Source organism: Streptomyces sp. NPDC044044 (assembly GCF_056434405.1).
On the sequence record NZ_JBWKFG010000009.1, the window covers coordinates 368,577 to 387,908 of the forward strand.

Consider the following 19,332-nt stretch of genomic DNA (forward strand, 5'->3'; position numbering starts at 1 on the left):
GCACACATGGGCATGAGCGTGACCATCTCGGAGGCGGGCGGACAGGACGCCGAGAAGATCCTCAAACTGCAGTACCTGTGCTACCAGAGCGAGGCCGAGCTGTACGGCGACTACTCCATCGAGCCGCTCACGCAGTCCCTCGACTCCATCAAGGCCGAACTCGCCACCGGGGGCGTGCTGGTGGCCCGCCTCGGCGACGAGGTCGTCGCGTCGGTGCGCGGCACGGTCGGCCCCGACGGCACGGCGCGGATCGACAAACTCATCGTCCACCCCAGGATGCAGCGGCACGGCCTGGGCGGCCGGCTCCTGGACGCCATAGAGGGGCGCCTCGGCGCGGGCGGCACCGCCAAGTGCTTCCAGCTCTCCAGCGGCCATCGCAGCGAGCAGAATCTCCAGCTCTACCGCAAGCACGGTTACGCGGCGGTGGGCGCCCAGCAGGTGAACGAACGGCTCACGGTGGTCACCCTCGCCAAGGAGGCGACCGCGGCGGCGTACGCGGCCAGGGTCTAGCGGCCCGCCCTGCGTGCCTTGTTCAGCCAGAAGATCGCGGTGACCGGCAGGATCACCGGGATGAACAGATAGCCCATTCCGAAGTCCGACCACACCGTGGCGTCGGGGAAGGCGGACGGCTCCACGAGCGTCCACGTCCCCACCGCCAGGACGCCCACCAGCTCGGCGGCGCAGCACACCAGCGCCGCCTTGCGGGCCTTCTCGCCGCCGCGCACGAGCGAGTACGTGATGAAGCCGTAGACGAGACCCGCCAGCGCGGACAGCGTGTACGCGAGCGGGGCCTTGTGGAAGTCCGTGGAGATCTGCACGGCGGAGCGCGACACAGCGCCGACCACCATTACCCCGTACAGCCACACCAGAAGGATGCCGGGCCCGCTGATCAGCCTCTGCCTCTGACTCCGCCTCTGTCCGGGCTCGGTCACCGTCACCTCAGCCTCCCCAGATGTCGTAGAGCCGCACCTGGAGCACGGCAAGGACCACGCCGCCCGCGGCGACCGTGATGGAGCCCCAACGGGTGCGCTCGGCAAGGGACATGAAGCCCGCGGCCGGGATGCAGGCGAAGGAGCCGATCAGATACGCCACGAAGATCGTCGTGCCCTGCTCGGGCTGCTCGCCCCGCGCCAGCTGGACGATGCCGACGATCAGCTGGACCGTGGCCAGGAACGTCACCACGGCCATGCCGATGAAGTGCCAGTCCTTGGTCGGCTGATCCCGGTAGGCGGCGAAGCCGCACCACGCGGCGAGCACGAGCGCGGCCACGGCGGTCGCGATCGTCAGGGCAACAAGCATGCGGTGACTTTATTACGGGCCCTATGACCCGATGCGCGCACCCCAGGGGTGGCCCGTACGCTCGGACACCATGAAGATCCACGCTGAAGCGCTCCTGTTCGACAACGACGGCACCCTCATCTCCTCCATGGAGTCGGTGTACCGCTGCTGGACGCGCCTGGCGCAGGAGTACGGAATCACCGCCGAGGAGTTCGCCAGGGTCGAGCTGCACGGCCGCCCCGCCGCCGAGATCATCGCCGACATGCTGCCCGCCGAGCGCGTGGCCGAGGCCGTCGCCCGCATCGAGGAGCTGGAGGTCTCGGACGTCGCGGGCGGCGTCGTGCTGCTGCCCGGCACCCGTGAGCTGCTCGAATCCCTGCCCCCGGAGCGCTGGGCCGTCGTCACCTCCGCCGGGCGCCGCCTGGCCGAGGCCCGGCTCGCGGAGGTCGGCATCGACGCCAAGATGCTGATCGCCGCCGACGACATCACCCGCGGCAAGCCCGACCCGGAGCCCTTCCTGCTCGCGGCCGCGAAACTGGGCGTCGACCCGGCGCGCTGCGTGGTCTTCGAGGACGCGCCCGCGGGTCTCACCGCGGGGCGCGCGGCCGGCATGACCACCGTGGCGTTGGCCACAACCCACACCGCCGACGAGCTCTCCGCCGACGTGGTCGTGAAGGACCTCTCGGCCGTGTCCGCGCAGGTCACCGAGGGCGGCGTGGAGATCACCGCCGAGGCCTGAGCACCCGCCCGTCCGCGTCCGCACCTGTCCACCGGCCGTCCGTATAGCGGACAACGGTGGCGGGGCGCGGACGCACGCGTGTTTTACTGGTCCACATGACCACGACGAGCAGCCGCACCCCTGCGACCGAGGCGATCACGACGCCCGGTGCTCGTTGTATGTGTCGAATGTGCGCCTTCTGAGGGCCCCCGCACCACCCCTGAGCATCGCGCCCCGAAGCGAAGCCGCTGTGCCACGCCCCTATGCGACGTACGCCTTACCGGCGGTCTGACGTAGGAAGCGAGCCTGCCCCGCGCACACCTCCTCCGGTTCTTTTCGCCACCGCGAGAAACCGTGCCGCGTTCCCCACGAATGCCCCGTGCCCGGCGAGAACCGCGCCGCGCACTCGACAGTGACGGAAACCCCTGTGATCACCACTTCCGGCCTTACCAAGGTCTACCGCTCACGCGGTCGTGAAGTAACTGCCCTCGACGGCGTCGATCTGCATGTCCGCGAAGGCGAGGTGTACGGCGTCATCGGCCAGTCCGGCGCCGGCAAATCCTCGCTGATCCGCTGCGTGAACCTCCTGGAGCGTCCCACCGCCGGCACCGTGTCGGTCGCCGGTCAGGACCTCACCGCCCTCGCGGGGCGCGGCAGCCGCGCGAGCAAGGACCTGCGCCGGGCGCGCAGCCGCATCGGCATGGTCTTCCAGCACTTCAACCTGCTGTCCTCGCGCACCGTCAAGGACAACATCGAGCTGCCCCTGGAGATCCTCGGTCTCAGCGGCGCCGAGCGCTCGCGCAAGGCGCTCGAACTGCTCGACCTGGTCGGACTCGCCGACAAGGCGAAGTCCTACCCGGCGCAGCTCTCCGGCGGCCAGAAGCAGCGCGTCGGCATCGCCCGCGCGCTCGCGGGCGACCCGAAGGTGCTGCTCTCGGACGAGGCCACCAGCGCCCTGGACCCGGAGACCACCCGCTCCATCCTGAAGCTCCTGCGCGACCTCAACCAGCAGCTCGGCCTGACCGTCCTGCTGATCACGCACGAGATGGACGTCGTCAAGAGCGTCTGCGACTCCGCGGCGCTCATGGAGAACGGGCGGATCATCGAGTCCGGCACCGTCACCGAGCTGCTCGCGACGCCCGGCTCCGAGCTGGCCGCCGCGCTCTTCCCGGTCAGCGGCGACGCGACGGGCGAGGACCGCACCGTCGTCGACGTGACCTTCCACGGCGAGGCCGCGACCCAGCCGGTCATCTCCCAGCTCTCGCGCACGTACAACATCGACATCTCGATCCTCGGCGCCGCGATGGACACCGTCGCGGGCAAGCAGGTCGGCCGCATGCGCATCGAGCTGCCGGGCCGCTTCGAGGAGAACGTCGTCCCGATCGGCTTCCTGCGCGAGCAGGGCCTGCAGGTGGACATCGCGGGCGAAGACCCCGCGACCACGCCGAAGGACGCCACGCTGCTGGTCAAGGAAGGTGCCAAGTGACCTGGTCGGAGATGCAGCCCCTGCTGGAGCAGGCCTGTTGGGACACCCTCTACATGGTGGGCTGGTCGACGCTGATAGCCGTCGTCGCCGGACTGCCGCTCGGCATCCTGCTGGTCCTCACCGACCGCGGCGGGCTGCTGCAGAACACGGTCCTGAACAAGCTCATCGGGCAGATCGTGAACATCGCCCGCTCGATGCCCTTCATCATCCTCATGGTCGCGCTGATGGGCTTCACGCGCTGGATGACGGGCACGACGATCGGCCGCGACGCCGCCATCGTCCCGCTCGCGATCGGCGCCATCCCCTTCTTCGCCCGGCTCGTGGAGACCGCGGTGCGCGAGGTCGACGGCGGTCTCGTCGAGGCCGTGCAGTCGATGGGCGGCAACATCTGGACCGTCGTACGCAAGGTCCTCGTGCCGGAGTCGCTGCCCTCGCTGATCTCCAGCACCACCACCACGATCGTCACGCTCATCGGCTACTCGGCGATGGCCGGCACGGTCGGCGCCGGTGGCCTCGGTGACATCGCGATCCGCTACGGCTACCAGCGCTTCGAGACCGATCTGATGTGGATCACCGTCGGCATCCTCGCCGTCGTCATCTCCGTCATCCAGTTCGCCGGTGACTACGCGGCCCGCAGGCTGCACCACCGCGGCGGCCACTCCGGCGCCGCTCCCAAGCTGCGGCTGCTCAAGCTCAAGACGTCGCCGTCCCAGGCTTCCTGAAGCCGAACCCGCACTCACCCCGCACACCCATCGCGGGGCGTACCACCCATGGAGAAAGGCACTTTTCGTGCGTAACACCGCCAAGATCACCACCGCTGTCCTCGCCACCGGAGCCCTCACCCTCGGGCTCTCCGCCTGCGGCTCCGACAAGGGCTCCGCCGCGGGCGACAAGGACGGCAAGCTCGTCGTCGCCGCGACCCCCACCCCGCAGGGCGAGATCCTCGAATACGTCAAGAAGAACCTGGCGAAGAAGGCCGGGCTCGACCTCGACGTGCAGGAGTTCACCGACTACGTCACGCCGAACACCGCCGTCCAGCAGGGCGAGGTCTTCGCGAACTACTTCCAGCACAAGCCGTACCTCGACGACTTCAACAAGAAGAACGGCACGGACATCGTGCCCGTCCCCGGGGCCACGGTTCACCTGGAGCCGCTCGGCGTCTACTCGAAGAGCATCAAGAAGCTCGGTGACCTGAAGAACGGCGCCACCGTCGCCGTCCCGAACGACACCACCAACGAGGCCCGCGCGCTCAAGCTCCTCGAGGACAACGGACTCATCGAGCTCAAGAAGGGCGTCGGCTACGAGGCCACCCCCAAGGACATCTCGAAGAACCCCAAGAACCTCAAGTTCAAGGAGCTGGAGGCCCCCACGCTGCCCCGCAGCCTGGGTGACGTCGACGCCGCGGTGATCAACGGCAACTACGCCCTGGAGGCCAAGCCCGCGCTCAGCCCCGCCAAGGACGCCATCGTCGCCGAGTCCGCCAAGGGCAACCCCTACGGCAACTTCCTCGCCGTGAAGAAGGGCGACGAGAACGACCCGCGCGTGAAGAAGCTCGCCAAGCTCCTCACCTCGCCCGAGGTCAAGAAGTTCATCGACGACAAGTACGACGGCGCCGTCGTCGCGGCGTTCTGATCATGCGTACGTCCGTCATCGCCGCCGCGGCCGGGACCCTTGCCCTGACGCTGGGTCTCACCGCGTGCGGCGCGGGCTCGGGCAGCGGCTCGGGCGGCGACACACTCGTCGTCGGGGCCACCCCGACCCCGGCCGGCGAAGTCCTCGACTACGTACAGAAGAACCTCGCGAAGAAGGCGGGACTCGACCTCCAGATCACGGAGTTCACGGACTACGTCTCGCCGAACACCGCGCTCCAGGAAGGCTCGCTCGACGCCAACCTCTACCAGCACACGCCGTACTTGGAGGACTTCAACAAGTCCAAGAAGACGCAGCTGACGCCGGTGACCGAGGTCTATCTGCCGCCGATGGGGGTGTACGCGAAGAAGGCGAAGGACGTCACCAAGCTGCCCGCGGGTGCGACCGTCGCCGTTCCGAACGACACCACCAACGAAGGCAGGGCGCTCGAACTCCTCGCCTCCAAGGGCGTCATCGGGCTCAAGAAGGGGGTGGGCTCGACGGCCACCCCCGAGGACATCACGTCCAACCCGAAGAAGCTCACCATCAAGCCGCTGGAACCCGCCCAGCTGCCCCGCTCCCTCGAGGACGTCGACGCCGCGGTCATCAACAACAACTTCGCGCTCGACGCCAAGCTCAGCCCCAAGAAGGACGCCATCCTTCTTGAGTCGCCCAAGGACAATCCGTACAACAACGTGCTCGCCGTGAAGAAGGGCAGCGAGGACGACCCCCGGGTCAAGAAGCTGGCCGAACTGCTCACTTCACCCGAGGTGAAGCAGTTCATCGAGGACAAGTACAAGGGCTCCGTCCTGCCCGTCGTGGCGAGCTGACGCACAGTCCGTTTCCGCCCTCACCACGGGGTCCACTCCTGATGAAGGAGCGGACCCCGTGGTGCGTTTGCGCGCCGACATGCTGCATGCTGGGCACTTCAGCAGGCCCGAGGGTTCCAGGTTACGGAGCAGCGCATGACAACCACCTTCCCCGACATCTCCATCAGCACGGAGCGGTTGGTGCTGCGCCCGTTCGAGGACGCCGACGTCTCCGCGTACGCGGAGATGATGAACGACGAGATGGTCACCGCCTGGACCTCGGCGCCCCAGCCCTACACCGAGGACGACGCCCGCGACTGGATCACCCGGGTCGCGCCCGCCGAGCGCACCGAGGGCCGCGGCATCGCCCTGGCCGTCACGGAGTTCCTCACCCAGCGCCTGGTCGGCATAGTGCAACTGCGGGACACCGACTGGCGGGTGCGCTCCAGCGAACTCAACTACGTCGTCGCCCCCTGGGCCCGCGGCGAGGGCTATGCGTCGGAGGCGGCGCTCGCCACCGCCCAGTGGCTCTTCAGCGACCAGCGCTTCGAGCGCATCGAGCTGCGCACCGCCGCCGACAACACCGCCGCCCAGCAGGTCGCGCAGAAGATCGGCTGCATCAGCGAGGGAGTCCTGCGGGGCGCCTGGATAGCGCGGACGAGGAATGGCGGGGATCCGTTCGGCGGCTGGATCGACGTCCGGACCGACCTCATCGTGTGGAGCCTGCTCCCCGAGGATCTGGAAGGAGTCGGCGAGCAGCTCGCGGACAGCGGGTTCAGCGCTTTCTCCGACTGGAACTGACTCCTCGGGCCGGAACTGCCCCCTCGGGCCGGGCCGGAACTGCCCCTCGGGTCGGGCCGGAACCGACCCCCCGGGCGCCCCGGAGCCCCACCAGGTACGCTCGCCCCTGGCCGCACGCGGTTGCCCCCTACACACGACGCCCGGCCCCCTCAGACAACCCGCGAGAACCCAGGAGACGGACGAAGATGGCCGACCGCGTCACGGTGATCGGCTGGGACGGTTCGCCGCTGACCGCGGCCGCGCGCTCCGCGCTCGGCGCCGCCACCCTCGTCGCGGGCGCCGCCCACCACCTGGCGCTCACCGAAGTACCCCAGGGTGCCGAAAGGATCCGCCTGGGCAGCGTGAGCCTGGCGGCCCGCCGCATCGCCGCCCATCGCGGCACCGCCGTGGTCCTCGCCGACGGCGACCCCGGCTTCTTCGGTGTCGTACGCACGCTTCGCGCCCCCGAATTCGGCCTTGAGGTCGAAGTGGTGCCCGCGGTCTCCTCCGTCGCCCAGGCCTTCGCCCGCGCCGGGATGCCCTGGGACGACGCCCAGGTCGTGGTCGCCCACCCGCGCACCCTGCGCCGCGCGGTGAACGTCTGCCGCGCCCACACCAAGGTCGCCGTCCTCACCTCGCCCGGCGCGGGCCCCGCCGAGCTCGGACTGCTCCTCCAGGGCGTCCACCGCACCTTCGTGATCTGCGAGGAGCTCGGCACCGAGCGCGAACAGGTCACCGTCCTGACCTCGGACAAGGCCGCCGACCACACCTGGCGCGACCCGAACGTCGTGATCGTGATCGGCGGTCCGGTCGCCGCGTCCGACACCGGCTGGATCGCGGGACGCGACCCGGGCACCCCGCGCGGCTGGGCGCTGCCCGCCCCCGCCTACGGCGGCGAGGCGCAGCTCGGCGAGGGCGAGAGCGACCGCCTGCGGGCCGCGCAACTCGCCCGCATCGGCCCGCACGTGGGCGACCTGGTCTGGGACATCGGCTGCGGCAGCGGCGCCTTCACCGCCGAGGCGGCCCGCTTCGGCGCGGCCGTCATCGCCGTCGACGCCGACCCCGACGCCTGCGCCCGCACCACGGCGGTCGCCCGTCACTTCGGCGTCCAGCCGCAGATCGTGCACGGCACGGCGCCGTTCGTCCTCGAAGACCTTCCCGAGCCCGATGTCGTACGGGTCGGGGGCGGGGGAGCCGCGGTGGTCTCCGCCGTCGCCGACCGGCGCCCGGCGCGCATCGTGACGCACGCGTCGACGCGGGACGCGGCCGAACTCATCGGCAGGGACCTGACGGAGCACGGATACGCGGTGGAATGCGCCCTGCTCCAGTCCGTCGAACTCGACACGCGCGCGTGGACGGAGCGTGAGCGGACCGTCGTCTTCCTGCTCTGTGGACAGTTGCCCGATCGCGCCCCGTGACCCTGCCGCACCACGGTGCGGGGTAGGCTGGCCGATCGTTGTACCGCACCCGAGCGTCCGGCAAATAGTTGGTCAATGTCCGGAAAGCTCGCCCGTTTTGGGGGGTGTGTGGTACGGCAGGACCGGAGGGCGCGCAACGTGGCGCACCCCACAGCGGGCCGTTGCGGATCAAGCCGCCGTGGCGGTTGGCAGACCGGGACAATGCCTGTTGTCCGTACGCGGTTCGTGCCGCGTGGCGCGCACGCTCGTTGAGAATGACGGGCGGTTGGTGCGCCGCTCCGGGCAATGGGGCTTCCCCGGCCGAAGGCTGAGGGGCGGTCGAAGAAGCACTAACCGATGGGCGAGGGGTTACGCATGACCGACACCGGCCAGGTCCCGGGCGAGGGACTGCCGGAGAACGCAGGCATGGTGGAGCAGCCGGGCGTCCCCGCCCCGGATGCGTACACCTACCTCGACCCCTCCGAGAGTCCCGCCGCGAACGTCGCCCCCGCCGACGATGACGATCTGCTCCTCATGCCGGGCGCCCAGGGCGCCTGGAGTGAACCGCAGTCGGCTCCGCCGCAGCAGGGAGGCCCCGGTCAGCCGGTGGCCGTCCAGCACGGGGATGCCCAGAGCGGGACCGCGCAGCACGGCGTCGCTCAGCCGGTGGGTGCGCAGCCCGGGGGTGCCCAGCATGCGGCGGTCGCACAGGGCGTCGGTCAGCAGGCCGTCGGTCAGCAGGGCCTGGGCCAGCCCGTGGGTGAGCCGTCCTCGGCGAACCAGTACGCGGCCGGTCAGCCCGTGGGTGCTCACGCGGCCGGCCACGCGGCCGACCCCTCCATGGCGGAGCAGTCCGTCGGGGGCCAGTCCGTCGGCGGCCGGCACTCGGCCGATCAGTCGCTGGGCGGCCAGCACCTCGTCGGCCAGCACGCCGCGGGCCCGCAGGCCGCCGCCCAGCAGTCGGCAGGGCAGCCGCAGGCCATGCACCAGCCGGGCCCGCACGAGACGGCGGGGCGCGACAGCGGCTCGGTCGACCTGAACGGCGTCCAGCTGCCCGGCGCGCCCACGCCGGCGCCCGCCTCGCACCCCGGCCCCTCCCGCCGCCCGCTCCACCGGGGACCTTCGGGTCCCGCCGTGCCCGACGGCACGGGAAGTCCCGTACGTTCGCTCGCCGACCGCGGCCCGGCCGGTGCGCCGCAGCACGCCGTGCCCGTGCGGCACGCGGGGCCGCCGACCGTGGGGCCCGAGTACCTCGACATCCCGCGGGACGAGGAAGGGATGCTGCCGGGTCCGCAGCTCGGTGAGATCACGCCGCAGGGCGCGACGCCGTGGACGTCTCAGCCGCAGCACTCCGAGCCGTCGCAGCCGTCGCAGCCGGTCCAGCACTCCCAGTCGTCTCAGGACATGCAGGGCGTGCAGGACATGCAGGACTCGCAGGGCGTGCAGGACTCGCAGGATGCACAGTCCATGCCGTCCGCGCAGCCCGTCGCACCAGCAGAAACGGTCGTCCCGGACGCCACACCCGCAGCTGATGGCGCACCCGCAACACCCGTAACGCCCGCAACTGAGGTCGCACAGGGCGCGCAGGACGTGCAGACGCCGCAGGACGCACTCGTCGGCGAGGCCCCGCAGCCCGCGCCGGCCACGGAGCTGCCCCAGCCCGTGGCGACGCCTCCCGCCGCCCCGGCCCCCGAGACGCCCGCATCCGCCTTCCCGCAGGCCGCCGAGGCCGTCGACCCCGCGATCGCGCAAGGCACCGAGGCCGACGACCAGTTCGCGCACGCCGTGGCCGAAGCCGGGCAGCCCGCGTTCGCCGTGGACGCCGAGCAGCCGTCGGCCGTGGACCCGTCCGCGCACGCCCCGGAAGCGAGCCAGGAGCTCCCGCCCGTGGCCGATGCCGAGCAGCTGTCCGTGAACGGTCGGCCCGCACACACGTCGGGCTCCGGTCAGCCGCAGTTCGCCATGGCCGGCGCACAGCCCTGGTCGGACGCGCCGCTCGCGGCCGCCGGGCACACGGTCCAGGGCCCGCACATCCCGCAGGCCCCGCAGCACGCGGAAGCGCCCGTGGCCCAGGCGCCCCAGGGCGAGGGGCTCCCCGGCGACCCGAACCAGCCCTACGCGGAGCCCCAGGCGCCCGCGCCCCTCGGCCAGTTCGTGCCGGTCGAGGGCTCGGTGCCGACCACGCCCCACCTGGCACCGACACCGCCGCAGGCCCTGTCCGTGCCCCCGGAGCACTTCGAGGCCCCGCAGCCCGAGGCCGCCGATGCGCAGCCGGAGCCGGTAGCCGAGGCCGGCGCCCTCGCACCTGAGGTCGCGCCTGACGCCGTACCGGCAGCCGAGGCCCCTGAGGCACCGGTCGCCCCGGAGGCCTCTGAGGCTGCCGAAGCCCAGGAGCCCGCGGTTCTCGTCGAAGCCGCCCAGGCCCCCGAGCCCGCTGTCACCGTGCCCGCACCGCGTGACGGCGGGGAGCCCGCGGTGGCAACTCCCGTACCGGACACGGCGGAAGAGCCCGTGGCCGATGCGCCCGTACCGACGGAGACGGCAGCCGAAGCCACGCCCATCACGGTGGGCGACGCAGCCGCCGAAGCGGAGGCGGCGGCAGCGGCCATGGCAGCGGTCGAGGCCCCCGAAGCCGCCGACCCGGCGGAAGCCGTGGACGAGGCGCTCCCCTCGGAGCCGGTCGACGAACAGGAGCCGCTCAGGGAGCCCGAGCCGGTCAAGGAGTCGGAGACGCCCGCCGCCCCCGCCTACGACGACGCCGAGCGCGAGGCGGTCCTGCGCGTCATGCGCGAACGCCGCGACATCCGCAACGGCTTTCGCAGCGACGCCATCCCGCACGAGGTCCTGCTCCGCGTCCTGGAGGCGGCCCACACGGCGCCCTCCGTGGGCCACTCGCAGCCCTGGGACTTCGTCGTCATCCGCTCGGCGGAGACCCGTCGCACCATGCACGAGCTGGCCATGCGCCAGAAGGACGCGTACGCCAAGTCGCTCCCCAAGGGCCGCGCGAAGCAGTTCAAGGAACTGAAGATCGAGGCGATCCTCGACACCCCGGTGAACATCGTCGTCACCGCGGACCCGACCCGCGGCGGCCGCCACACCCTCGGCCGTCACACGCAGCCGCAGATGGCCCCGTACTCCTCGGCCCTCGCCGTCGAGAACCTCTGGCTCGCGGCGCGCGCCGAGGGTCTCGGTGTCGGCTGGGTCAGCTTCTTCGACGAACGCGAGATGGTCAGGACCCTCGGCCTGCCCGAGCACCTCGAAGTGGTGGCCTATCTCTGTGTCGGATACGTCGACGAGTTCCCTCAGGAGCCCGAGCTGATGCAGGCAGGCTGGTCCAAGCGCCGTCCGCTGTCGTGGGTCGTGCACGAGGAGACGTACGGCCGCCGCGCGCTGCCCGGCGAGGACCCGCACGACCTGCTCGCCGAGACCGTCTCCAACATCCGCCCGCTGGACGCCAAGGCGCTCGGCGAGGCGTGGGAGCGGCAGAAGCGCATGACGAAGCCGCCGGGCGCGCTCGGCATGCTGGAGATCATCTCCGCGCAGCTCTCCGGCCTGTCCCGGCAGTGCCCGCCGCCGATCCCGGAGCCCGCGGCCGTCGCGATCTTCGCGGGTGACCACGGTGTGCACGCCCAGGGCGTCACCGCCTGGCCCCAGGAGGTGACCGCGCAGATGGTCGCCAACTTCCTCGGTGGCGGCGCGGTCTGCAACGCCTTCGCCAACCAGGTGGGCGCCGAGGTCTGCGTCATCGACGTGGGCGTGGCGAGCGAACTCCCGGCCACCCCCGGCCTGTTGCCCCGCAAGATCCGCGCGGGCACGGCGGACATGACGACCGGTCCTGCCCTGAGCCGCGAGGAGGTCAAGGCGGCCATCGAGGTGGGCATCGAGACCGCCCGCGACCTGGTGGCCGCGGGGAACAAGGCCCTGCTCACCGGCGAGATGGGCATCGCGAACACCACGGCGTCCGCGGCCCTCATCTCCGTCTACACGGACACCGACCCGGGTGAGGTCACCGGCCGCGGCACCGGCATCAACGACGAGATGCACAGCCGTAAGGTCGACGTCGTCCGCCGCGCACTCGACCTGCACCAGCCCGACCCGGCCGATCCGATCGGTGTCCTCTCGGCGATCGGCGGCCTGGAGCACGCGGCGATGGTGGGCCTGCTCCTCGGCGGCGCGTCGCTCCGTACGCCCGTGATCCTGGACGGCGTGAGCGCGGGCGCCGCGGCCCTGGTCGCCCGCGCCATCGCCCCCGAGGTCCTCGCGGCCTGCATCGCCGGCCACCGCAGCGCGGAACCGGGCCACGTGGCGGCCCTCAACAAGCTGGGCCTGCGCCCCTTGGTCGACCTGGACCTGCGCCTCGGCGAGGGCACCGGCGCCCTCCTGGCCCTGCCGGTGGTCCAGAGCGCGGCCCGCGCGATGCACGAGGTGGCCACGTTCGACTCGGCGGGAGTCACCGAGAAGTAGCCGCACCTGGCACGGGGGTGGGCAGGCCCTACGCAGGCTCTGCCCGCCCCTTCGCCGCTGCGTTGGTGGGCACCCGTTCCGCACGGCGGAACGGGTGGGCACGGACGCCCACGGTCCGCAGATGTACAAGGGCCGTAAAGTAACCCACACCCAGAACCCGCACGTCAGCGCCGCTCCACCGCCGAAGCGGCAGCGCACGCAGCGCCCCGCACGAGGAGCCCTCCGCCATGGCCGAAAGCCCCGCCTACCCCGTAGGCCTCCGTCTCACCGCCCGCCGCACGGTCGTGCTCGGCGGCGGCCAGGTGGCCCAGCGCCGCCTCCCCGCCCTGATCGCGGCGGGCGCCGACATCCTCCTCGTGTCGCCGACGGCGACCCCCTCCGTGGAGGCGATGGCGGACGCGGGCGAGATCACCTGGGAGCGCCGCCGCTACGAGCACGGCGACCTCAAGGACGCCTGGTACGCCCTCATCGCCACCAGCGACCCCGATGCCAACACGGCGGCCTCCGCGGAAGGGGAAGCGCACCGTGTCTGGTGCGTCCGCTCCGACGACGCCGACGCCGCCACGGCCCTGACTCCCGCGACGGGCCGTTCCGCGGGCGTCACGGTCGCCGTCCTCACCACGGACATCCACGACCGCGACCCGCGCCGCACCGCCGCCATTCGCGACGCGCTCGTCGAGGGCCTGAGCGACGGGACCCTCGTGGCGCGCCAGCACCGCACCCGTACCCCCGGCGTCGCGCTCGTCGGCGGCGGCCCCGGCGACCCGGACCTCATCACGGTCCGCGGCCGCCGTCTCCTCGCCGAGGCGGACGTGGTCATCGCCGACCGGCTCGGTCCCCGCGACCTGCTCGACGAACTCCCGTCGCACGTCGAGGTGATCGACGCCGCGAAGATCCCGTACGGCCGGTTCATGGCCCAGGAGGCCATCAACAACGCCCTCATCGAGCACGCGAAGCAGGGCAAGTCGGTCGTCCGTCTGAAGGGCGGCGACCCCTTCGTCTTCGGGCGCGGCATGGAAGAGGCCCAGGCGCTCGCCGAGGCGGGCATCTCCTGCACGGTGGTCCCCGGCATCTCCAGCTCGATCTCCGTGCCAGGCGCCGCCGGCATCCCCGTCACGCACCGCGGGGTCGCCCACGAGTTCACCGTGGTCAGCGGCCACGTGGCCCCCGACGACGAGCGCTCCCTCGTCGACTGGCCGTCCCTGGCCAAGCTGCGCGGCACCCTCGTGATCCTGATGGGCGTGGACAAGATCGGCAGGATCGCCGAGACGCTCGTCGCGCACGGCAGGGCGCCCGAGACCCCCGTCGCCCTGATCCAGGAGGGCACCACCGCTGCCCAGCGCCGCGTGGACGCCACCCTCTCCACCGTCGCCGCCGAGGTCGCGGCCCACGAGGTGAAGCCCCCCGCGGTGATCGTCGTCGGCGACGTGGTGAACGTGGGCCCTGACCGCCCCGCGTAACCACTCAAAGCCCGCGCGTAACCACTCGGAGCCCGCGCGTAACCACCGGTAACCCAACCCGCTCCCAGGCGTTGGCACCACACCCAGGACAAGGCAGTATCACCCTGTGGCTGATCTCATCACCGTCGACGACCCCACCGACCCGCGCCTGCGCGACTACACGGGCCTGACCGACGTCGAGCTGCGCCGCAGGCGCGAGCCCGCCGAGGGCCTCTTCATCGCCGAGGGCGAGAAAGTGATCAGGCGCGCCAAGCAGGCGGGCTACGAGATGCGCTCGATGCTGCTCTCCGCGAAGTGGGTCGACGTCATGCGGGACGTCATCGACGAGGTCCCGGCCCCGGTGTACGCGGTCAACCCCGACCTGGCCGAGCAGGTCACCGGCTACCACGTGCACCGCGGAGCCCTCGCCTCGATGCAGCGCAAGCCGCTGCCGACGTCGGACGAACTCCTCACCCGGGCGCGCCGTGTCGTCGTCATGGAGTCGGTCAACGACCACACCAACATCGGTGCGATCTTCCGCAGCGCGGCCGCCCTCGGCATGGACGCGGTCCTGCTCTCACCGGACTGCGCCGACCCCCTCTACCGCCGCTCGGTGAAGGTCTCCATGGGCGCGGTCTTCTCCGTGCCCTACGCCCGCCTCGAATCCTGGCCCAAGGGCCTGGAGGGCGTACGCGAGGCGGGCTTCAACCTCCTCGCGCTCACCCCGGACGAGAAGGCGAAGACCCTGGACGAGGCGGCCCCGCACCACATGGACCGGGTGGCACTGATGCTCGGCGCGGAGGGCGAAGGCCTCACCACGAAGGCCCTGATGGCGGCCGACGAATGGGTCCGCATCCCCATGGCCCACGGCGTCGACTCCCTGAACGTGGGGGCGGCGGCCGCGGTCGCGTTCTACGCGGTGGCGACGGGCCGCCCTCAGCTCTGAGACGCCCTCAGTTCTGAGACGCCCTCAGCTCCGAGGACCCGGCCCCGGGTCCTGCCGCTGGCTCTGACTCTGGCTCTGGCTCTGGCTCTGCTGTACGTCGCGCCCATCGTGCACGCCGCTGCCGCCGAGCCCGCGCGCGGGCCCCTGGCACCCCTGGGCCGCCGCGATCCCGAGGGCCACGAGCAGCGTCACGACCACGAACACGAAGAGCCGCTGGCGCAGCAGCCGCGGATTGGCGGGCCGCCGCGCGCCGCCGGAACGTGTCGTGTTCCGGGACTGCGCGGGACGCGAGCCGGACCGCGAGGAACTGGACCCGGACCGCGAGGAATTCGGCCGCGAGGAACCCGTGCGCGAGGAACCGGTGCGGGAGGAACCCGTGCGCGAGGAGCCGGTCCGCGAGGAACCGGTCCGCGAGGAACTCGGCCGCGGCGGGGGAGTGCCCTGCGGATGACGCCGCTGGGTGTGCTGGTCCGCGTACTCCTGGGCCATCCGCCCCGTCGGCCGGTCCTGGTCCTGCCGGGGCGCGGGCGGCCGCGGCTCGGTCAGGCCCTGTGCCTCACGGGCCGCGATCTCCTTGAGCCTGAGCGACAGTTGGAGCGTGCTGGGGCGTTCCGCCGGGTCCTTGGCCAGGCAGGCCCTGATCAGCGGGGCGAGCGCGTCAGGGACCCCGCCGAGCTGCGCCTCCTCGTGGACGACGCGGTAGAGCATGACCTCTGAACTGCCGTGTCCGAAGGGCGAGTCCGCCATCCCCGCGTAGGCGAGGGTGGCACCGAGGGCGAACACGTCCGTGGCGGGCGTGACGGCGGCGCCGCGCACCTGCTCGGGCGCGAGGAAGCCGGGCGAACCGACGGCGGTGCCCACATGGGTCAGCGTCGAGGCGCCGGTGGCCCAGGCGATGCCGAAATCGATGATCCGCGGCCCCTTCGGGGACAGCAGGATGTTCGACGGCTTCAGGTCACGGTGCACGACACCGGCTTCATGTACGGCGACGAGGCCTTCGGCGAGCGCCGAACCGACGACCGCCACATCGGCCGCGGAGAGCGGCCCCTCGGCGGCGACCTTGTCGTGCAGGGAAGGCCCGGGAACGTACTGCGTGGCGAACCACGGTCGGTCGGCGTCGAGATCGGCGGCGACGAGCCGCGCGGTGCAGCCGCCGCGGATCCGCCGGGCGGCGGACACCTCCCGCGCGAAGCGCGACCGGAACTCCTCGTCCTCCGCCAGATCGGGCCGGATCACCTTCAGGGCGACGCGCTGCCCTCGCCGGTCCGACCCCAGGTAGACGACACCCATGCCGCCGGCGCCCAGCCGCCTGTGCAGTCTGAACGAGCCGACGACACGCGGGTCCTCGCGCCGGAGCCGCATCATCGCCATGTCCATCCCCGCTGCCCGGTCCGTTGTCGTGCCACAGCTTACGTTTCCGTGGCCGGGCAGGTGCAGAGGCCGCGCCCTCGCGGCCCGACCGATTGTCAGTGCCGGGTGGGAAACTTGAAGAGTGGTCAGGGACGCGGGGGCGTGCGGCCGTTGTGGGGGTCGCCGTTCCCAACCATCCATCGCTGAAGGGGGATTGATCCCGTGAAGGGTGATCGCGTGGAGATAGTCGTGGACGCCGGGGACACGACACGGACGTACGAGGTGGTGGCGAGCCGGGCGGGCCGCCGGGTGGAGACGGCGGTGCGCAGAGGGGTGGTCGAAGTGAGCGAAGTCACCCGTAGTGGCTCTGTCGTGCGGACGGCGCGGTTCATGTCGACCCGTGTCCTGGCTCTGGTCGAGCAGCCCGTACCCAGAGAGGACACGTCCGAACAGGCGGCCCGTCCCCTCCGGGAAGACCCCGAGACCTAGGACCCCGTCTCCACCCATGGGAGTACGCGAGCGACGATCGGTCATCCTCCGGGAGGCCCGGCAATCGGTACGAGGGCATGACGACCAGGCCTTCCGGTGCACCTAAATTTGAAGTCAAGCGGCGGGTGCAGCACTCGTCCCCCGAGGTCACGTACCCGCCGCTGCCAAGTTCATACAGACTCGGTCAGGAGAGGAACCATGGCGGACACGGCACCGCGGACCATGATCCGCACGCAAGGACGTAAGGCTTTCGCCACGTTCGGCGTCCGCCCGTCCGGCACACGCCACCCCTTGGTGGCGACGGCCATGGTTCTTCCTCTGGCGGCCCTGCTGGTGGTCGTCTTCGGCGGCTGGGAAGCAGTGGTCACACAGGCGTCGTCCGTGGGCGTGATGCTGGGGCGCTGAGCGGCGCCCCAGGCCCGGATGAGCGGTCCGGGCGGGGACATCCGGCCAGGAAACCCCGTGGGGACGGGGGTGCGGCGGACGGCACGAGAAATGCCCGCGCAGCTGGGGAGCTGCGCGGGCACTTCTTTGCGCTGAGCTCCGCCGGGGTCCTCGCGCACCGTCGATCACGGTCGATCACCGGCCTCGCCCTCAGACACCCGAAGGTCGGGAGATCCGGCCCGCGTACGCTCACGGGGAACACCGATCGACGCACGCCGGGGGACCCGTGACCGCCTTGCTGTCCGCGCTGACCGCCAAGGTCCGCCACACAGCCCACCGCGCGCCGCTCGACTGCGCCTGCGCCCCCGACGTCGTCCTCGCGGACCGGGACGACGCGACGGTCGTCCGGCACGGCGACACCGTCGCCAAGGCCCACGCCCCCGGCACGGACCCCGCCGGGCTCTCGGCCCGGCTGAAAGTCGCCGCCGCCCTGGACGGCACCCTGCTCCCTCCGCTCGGCGCGACGGCGGTCCCGCTCGACGGCCGCCTGGTCACCTTCTGGCGGGCCGGCACCCCGGTGGACCGCGACGACCCCGACGCCGCCCCCTGGGAAGCCGCCGCCACCCTCCTCGCCCGCCTGCACGCCACGCCCCCGGCCGAACTCCCGCACCCGCTCCCGGACATGCGGGGCCCCTTGAAGGCCGCACGGGCGATGACGCGGATGCGGGACGCGGGAGCGCACCCCGCGGCCGCCCCCGTCGAGCGCGCCTGGGCCACGCTCCCCGCCTGGGCCCGGGGCGAGGCGCCCGCCCCGCTCCCCAAGCTCCTGTGCCACGGTGACCTGCACCTGGGCCAGCTGGTCCGCACCCCCGAAGGGCGCTGGCTGCTCATCGACGTCGACGACCTCGGCCTCGGCGACCCCGCCTGGGACCTGGCCCGCCCCGCGGCCTGGTACGCCTGCGGCCTCCTGGCCCCGGACGAATGGACCCGCTTCCTCACCGCCTACCGCGCGGCACGCGGACCCGCGGTACCGGCCGACGGCACGGACCCCTGGCCCGCCCTCGACGTACCCGCCCGCGCCCTCACCGCACAGACCGCGGCCCTTGCCGTCGCCAGGTCCGTCAGGGAGGACAGGCCCCTCGACGAGATCGAGCAGGCGGTGGTCGACGCCTGTGATCGAATGGCTGCCCTCCTGCCGGAGTTGGCATCCACCACCACGAAGTAGGGTGCAACGCACCGAAGCCGGGCAGAGATCCGGCCAAGCATTCACGACCGGCGAGGAGTTGAGCCGACCATGCAGTGTCCCAAGTGCCATGCACCGATGCACACGTACAACCGCAATGGCGTCCAGATCGAGCAGTGCAGCGGTTGCCGCGGGATATTCCTCGACTACGGCGAGCTCGAGGCCCTGAGCCGGGTCGAGTCCCAGTGGGGCGGCCAGCAGGCCCCGCCCCCGCCGCCCGCCCCGCAGGCGTACCCGGCCGCTCCCGCCCCGCAGTGGGGCGCTCCTCAGCACGGCGGCCACCACGGCGGTCACGGCGGTCACGGTGGGCACTACGGCCACAACAAGCGTCACAAGAGCTTCGGGCACATGCTCTTCTCCTCCTGACCGGAGGAACGACGAAGCCCCCGGCCGTGGGAACGGCCGGGGGCTTCGTACGGATGGTGCGCGATACTGGGATTGAACCAGTGACCTCTTCCGTGTCAGGGAAGCGCTCTCCCGCTGAGCTAATCGCGCGGGTCAACCTGCGTGTGGTGCGTACTGCGTGCGCGATACTGGGATTGAACCAGTGACCTCTTCCGTGTCAGGGAAGCGCTCTCCCGCTGAGCTAATCGCGCGGGTTCAGACCTCAGGAAGGCGAGCCTTCGAGAAGATCCAGTGGACGATACTGGGATTGAACCAGTGACCTCTTCCGTGTCAGGGAAGCGCTCTCCCGCTGAGCTAATCGTCCTTGGAGGTGGAGACGGGATTTGAACCCGTGTAGACGGCTTTGCAGGCCGTTGCCTCGCCTCTCGGCCACTCCACCAGGAGTGCGGGGGGTCGGGAAGATCCCCCACTTCCTGCGAGCGGACGACCAGGTTCGAACTGGCGACCTCAACCTTGGCAAGGTTGCGCTCTACCAACTGAGCTACGTCCGCTTGTCTTTCCCGGCCCGCTTGCGC

Annotated in this window: 18 protein-coding genes and 5 tRNA genes; 15 read left to right on the top strand and 8 right to left on the bottom strand. The window is 71.5% G+C overall.

The annotated features are described in order from the left end of the window. Nucleotides 1–6 precede the first annotated feature (6 nt). The gene (locus AC07AG_RS32415) at nucleotides 7–510 is read left to right on the top strand and encodes a GNAT family N-acetyltransferase (RefSeq protein WP_478759682.1); all 504 of its coding nucleotides are present in this window, start codon (nucleotides 7–9) and stop codon (nucleotides 508–510) included. Here AC07AG_RS32415 and AC07AG_RS32420 read toward each other — a convergent pair. Together AC07AG_RS32420 and AC07AG_RS32425 are read right to left on the bottom strand one after the other, a co-directional pair. Next, entirely contained in the window at nucleotides 507–938 is a 432-nt protein-coding gene (locus AC07AG_RS32420; RefSeq protein ID WP_478759683.1) for a hypothetical protein, read from the bottom strand. The two genes, AC07AG_RS32415 and AC07AG_RS32420, sit on opposite strands and share 4 nt — an antisense overlap. Nucleotide 939: 1 nt before the next feature. Continuing rightward, entirely contained in the window at nucleotides 940–1,299 is a 360-nt protein-coding gene (locus AC07AG_RS32425; protein ID WP_478759684.1) for a hypothetical protein, read from the bottom strand. A 70-nt stretch (nucleotides 1,300–1,369) separates the two neighbouring features. On the opposite strand from AC07AG_RS32425, the gene AC07AG_RS32430 reads away from it, so the two are divergent. The 10 genes from AC07AG_RS32430 to AC07AG_RS32475 all read left to right on the top strand — a co-directional run bounded on the left by AC07AG_RS32430 (nucleotide 1,370) and on the right by AC07AG_RS32475 (nucleotide 14,946). Further along, nucleotides 1,370–2,017, top strand: coding sequence for an HAD family hydrolase (locus AC07AG_RS32430; RefSeq protein WP_478759685.1), 648 nt, complete (start codon nucleotides 1,370–1,372; stop codon nucleotides 2,015–2,017). Nucleotides 2,018–2,423: 406 nt separating this feature from the next. Then, the gene (locus tag AC07AG_RS32435; RefSeq protein ID WP_478759686.1) at nucleotides 2,424–3,482 is read left to right on the top strand and encodes a methionine ABC transporter ATP-binding protein; all 1,059 of its coding nucleotides are present in this window, start codon (nucleotides 2,424–2,426) and stop codon (nucleotides 3,480–3,482) included. Continuing rightward, the gene (locus tag AC07AG_RS32440; protein ID WP_478759687.1) at nucleotides 3,479–4,204 is read left to right on the top strand and encodes a methionine ABC transporter permease; all 726 of its coding nucleotides are present in this window, start codon (nucleotides 3,479–3,481) and stop codon (nucleotides 4,202–4,204) included. The genes AC07AG_RS32435 and AC07AG_RS32440 overlap by 4 nt, the downstream gene beginning before the upstream one ends. Nucleotides 4,205–4,271: 67 nt before the next feature. Further along, entirely contained in the window at nucleotides 4,272–5,114 is an 843-nt protein-coding gene (locus AC07AG_RS32445) for a MetQ/NlpA family ABC transporter substrate-binding protein (RefSeq protein ID WP_478759688.1), read from the top strand. Nucleotides 5,115–5,116: 2 nt separating this feature from the next. Further along, a complete protein-coding gene (locus AC07AG_RS32450) occupies nucleotides 5,117–5,941 on the top strand; it encodes a MetQ/NlpA family ABC transporter substrate-binding protein (RefSeq protein ID WP_478759689.1) in 825 nt (274 codons plus the stop codon). A 135-nt stretch (nucleotides 5,942–6,076) separates the two neighbouring features. After that, nucleotides 6,077–6,721, top strand: coding sequence for a GNAT family N-acetyltransferase (locus AC07AG_RS32455; protein WP_478759690.1), 645 nt, complete (start codon nucleotides 6,077–6,079; stop codon nucleotides 6,719–6,721). Between the two features lie 185 nt (nucleotides 6,722–6,906). Further along, nucleotides 6,907–8,118, top strand: a complete 1,212-nt coding sequence (gene cbiE / locus AC07AG_RS32460; RefSeq protein WP_478759691.1) for a precorrin-6y C5,15-methyltransferase (decarboxylating) subunit CbiE — start codon at nucleotides 6,907–6,909, stop codon at nucleotides 8,116–8,118. A 354-nt stretch (nucleotides 8,119–8,472) separates the two neighbouring features. Beyond that, nucleotides 8,473–12,561 carry a nicotinate-nucleotide--dimethylbenzimidazole phosphoribosyltransferase gene (cobT, locus tag AC07AG_RS32465; RefSeq protein WP_478759692.1) on the top strand — a complete coding sequence of 1,363 codons (4,089 nt, stop codon included), beginning with the start codon at nucleotides 8,473–8,475 and terminating at the stop codon, nucleotides 12,559–12,561. Nucleotides 12,562–12,788: 227 nt separating this feature from the next. Then, the gene (gene cobA / locus AC07AG_RS32470) at nucleotides 12,789–14,021 is read left to right on the top strand and encodes a uroporphyrinogen-III C-methyltransferase (protein ID WP_478759693.1); all 1,233 of its coding nucleotides are present in this window, start codon (nucleotides 12,789–12,791) and stop codon (nucleotides 14,019–14,021) included. Nucleotides 14,022–14,127: 106 nt separating this feature from the next. Beyond that, entirely contained in the window at nucleotides 14,128–14,946 is an 819-nt protein-coding gene (locus tag AC07AG_RS32475; protein WP_478759694.1) for a TrmH family RNA methyltransferase, read from the top strand. Nucleotides 14,947–14,970: 24 nt separating this feature from the next. Here the strand turns inward: AC07AG_RS32475 and AC07AG_RS32480 are convergent, their stop codons facing one another. Next, nucleotides 14,971–16,317 carry a serine/threonine-protein kinase gene (locus AC07AG_RS32480; RefSeq protein WP_478759695.1) on the bottom strand — a complete coding sequence of 449 codons (1,347 nt, stop codon included), beginning with the start codon at nucleotides 16,315–16,317 and terminating at the stop codon, nucleotides 14,971–14,973. Nucleotides 16,318–16,518: 201 nt separating this feature from the next. Between AC07AG_RS32480 and AC07AG_RS32485 the strand changes: the two genes are divergently transcribed. The 4 genes from AC07AG_RS32485 to AC07AG_RS32500 all read left to right on the top strand — a co-directional run bounded on the left by AC07AG_RS32485 (nucleotide 16,519) and on the right by AC07AG_RS32500 (nucleotide 18,778). Beyond that, entirely contained in the window at nucleotides 16,519–16,785 is a 267-nt protein-coding gene (locus AC07AG_RS32485; protein WP_365820979.1) for a hypothetical protein, read from the top strand. Between the two features lie 198 nt (nucleotides 16,786–16,983). Beyond that, a complete protein-coding gene (locus AC07AG_RS32490) occupies nucleotides 16,984–17,190 on the top strand; it encodes a hypothetical protein (RefSeq protein ID WP_351164871.1) in 207 nt (68 codons plus the stop codon). 265 nt (nucleotides 17,191–17,455) lie between these two features. Then, nucleotides 17,456–18,394: an aminoglycoside phosphotransferase family protein gene (locus tag AC07AG_RS32495; protein WP_478759696.1), complete on the top strand. Its 939-nt coding sequence runs from the start codon at nucleotides 17,456–17,458 to the stop codon at nucleotides 18,392–18,394. A 69-nt stretch (nucleotides 18,395–18,463) separates the two neighbouring features. Next, a complete protein-coding gene (locus AC07AG_RS32500; protein ID WP_361056847.1) occupies nucleotides 18,464–18,778 on the top strand; it encodes a TFIIB-type zinc ribbon-containing protein in 315 nt (104 codons plus the stop codon). A 54-nt stretch (nucleotides 18,779–18,832) separates the two neighbouring features. Here the strand turns inward: AC07AG_RS32500 and AC07AG_RS32505 are convergent. The 5 genes from AC07AG_RS32505 to AC07AG_RS32525 all read right to left on the bottom strand — a co-directional run bounded on the left by AC07AG_RS32505 (nucleotide 18,833) and on the right by AC07AG_RS32525 (nucleotide 19,308). Continuing rightward, nucleotides 18,833–18,907, bottom strand: a tRNA-Val gene (locus AC07AG_RS32505). A gap of 29 nt (nucleotides 18,908–18,936) precedes the next feature. Continuing rightward, nucleotides 18,937–19,008, bottom strand: a tRNA-Val gene (locus AC07AG_RS32510). A 41-nt stretch (nucleotides 19,009–19,049) separates the two neighbouring features. Beyond that, nucleotides 19,050–19,121: transfer RNA gene (locus AC07AG_RS32515), tRNA-Val, on the bottom strand. Nucleotide 19,122: 1 nt separating this feature from the next. Further along, a tRNA-Cys gene (locus AC07AG_RS32520) sits at nucleotides 19,123–19,196 on the bottom strand. 39 nt (nucleotides 19,197–19,235) lie between these two features. After that, a tRNA-Gly gene (locus AC07AG_RS32525) sits at nucleotides 19,236–19,308 on the bottom strand. Nucleotides 19,309–19,332: the final 24 nt, after the last annotated feature.

What these genes read in the sequence shown, in the direction of transcription:
- AC07AG_RS32415 (WP_478759682.1), top strand. Translation starts at nt 7, where the DNA reads ATGGGCATGAGCGTGACCATCTCGGAGGCGGGCGGACAGGACGCCGAG.
- AC07AG_RS32425 (WP_478759684.1), bottom strand. Translation starts at nt 1,299, where the DNA reads ATGCTTGTTGCCCTGACGATCGCGACCGCCGTGGCCGCGCTCGTGCTC.
- AC07AG_RS32430 (WP_478759685.1), top strand. Translation starts at nt 1,370, where the DNA reads ATGAAGATCCACGCTGAAGCGCTCCTGTTCGACAACGACGGCACCCTC.
- AC07AG_RS32450 (WP_478759689.1), top strand. Translation starts at nt 5,117, where the DNA reads ATGCGTACGTCCGTCATCGCCGCCGCGGCCGGGACCCTTGCCCTGACG.
- AC07AG_RS32455 (WP_478759690.1), top strand. Translation starts at nt 6,077, where the DNA reads ATGACAACCACCTTCCCCGACATCTCCATCAGCACGGAGCGGTTGGTG.
- cbiE (WP_478759691.1), top strand. Translation starts at nt 6,907, where the DNA reads ATGGCCGACCGCGTCACGGTGATCGGCTGGGACGGTTCGCCGCTGACC.
- cobT (WP_478759692.1), top strand. Translation starts at nt 8,473, where the DNA reads ATGACCGACACCGGCCAGGTCCCGGGCGAGGGACTGCCGGAGAACGCA.
- cobA (WP_478759693.1), top strand. Translation starts at nt 12,789, where the DNA reads ATGGCCGAAAGCCCCGCCTACCCCGTAGGCCTCCGTCTCACCGCCCGC.
- AC07AG_RS32480 (WP_478759695.1), bottom strand. Translation starts at nt 16,317, where the DNA reads ATGGCGATGATGCGGCTCCGGCGCGAGGACCCGCGTGTCGTCGGCTCG.
- AC07AG_RS32490 (WP_351164871.1), top strand. Translation starts at nt 16,984, where the DNA reads ATGGCGGACACGGCACCGCGGACCATGATCCGCACGCAAGGACGTAAG.
- AC07AG_RS32500 (WP_361056847.1), top strand. Translation starts at nt 18,464, where the DNA reads ATGCAGTGTCCCAAGTGCCATGCACCGATGCACACGTACAACCGCAAT.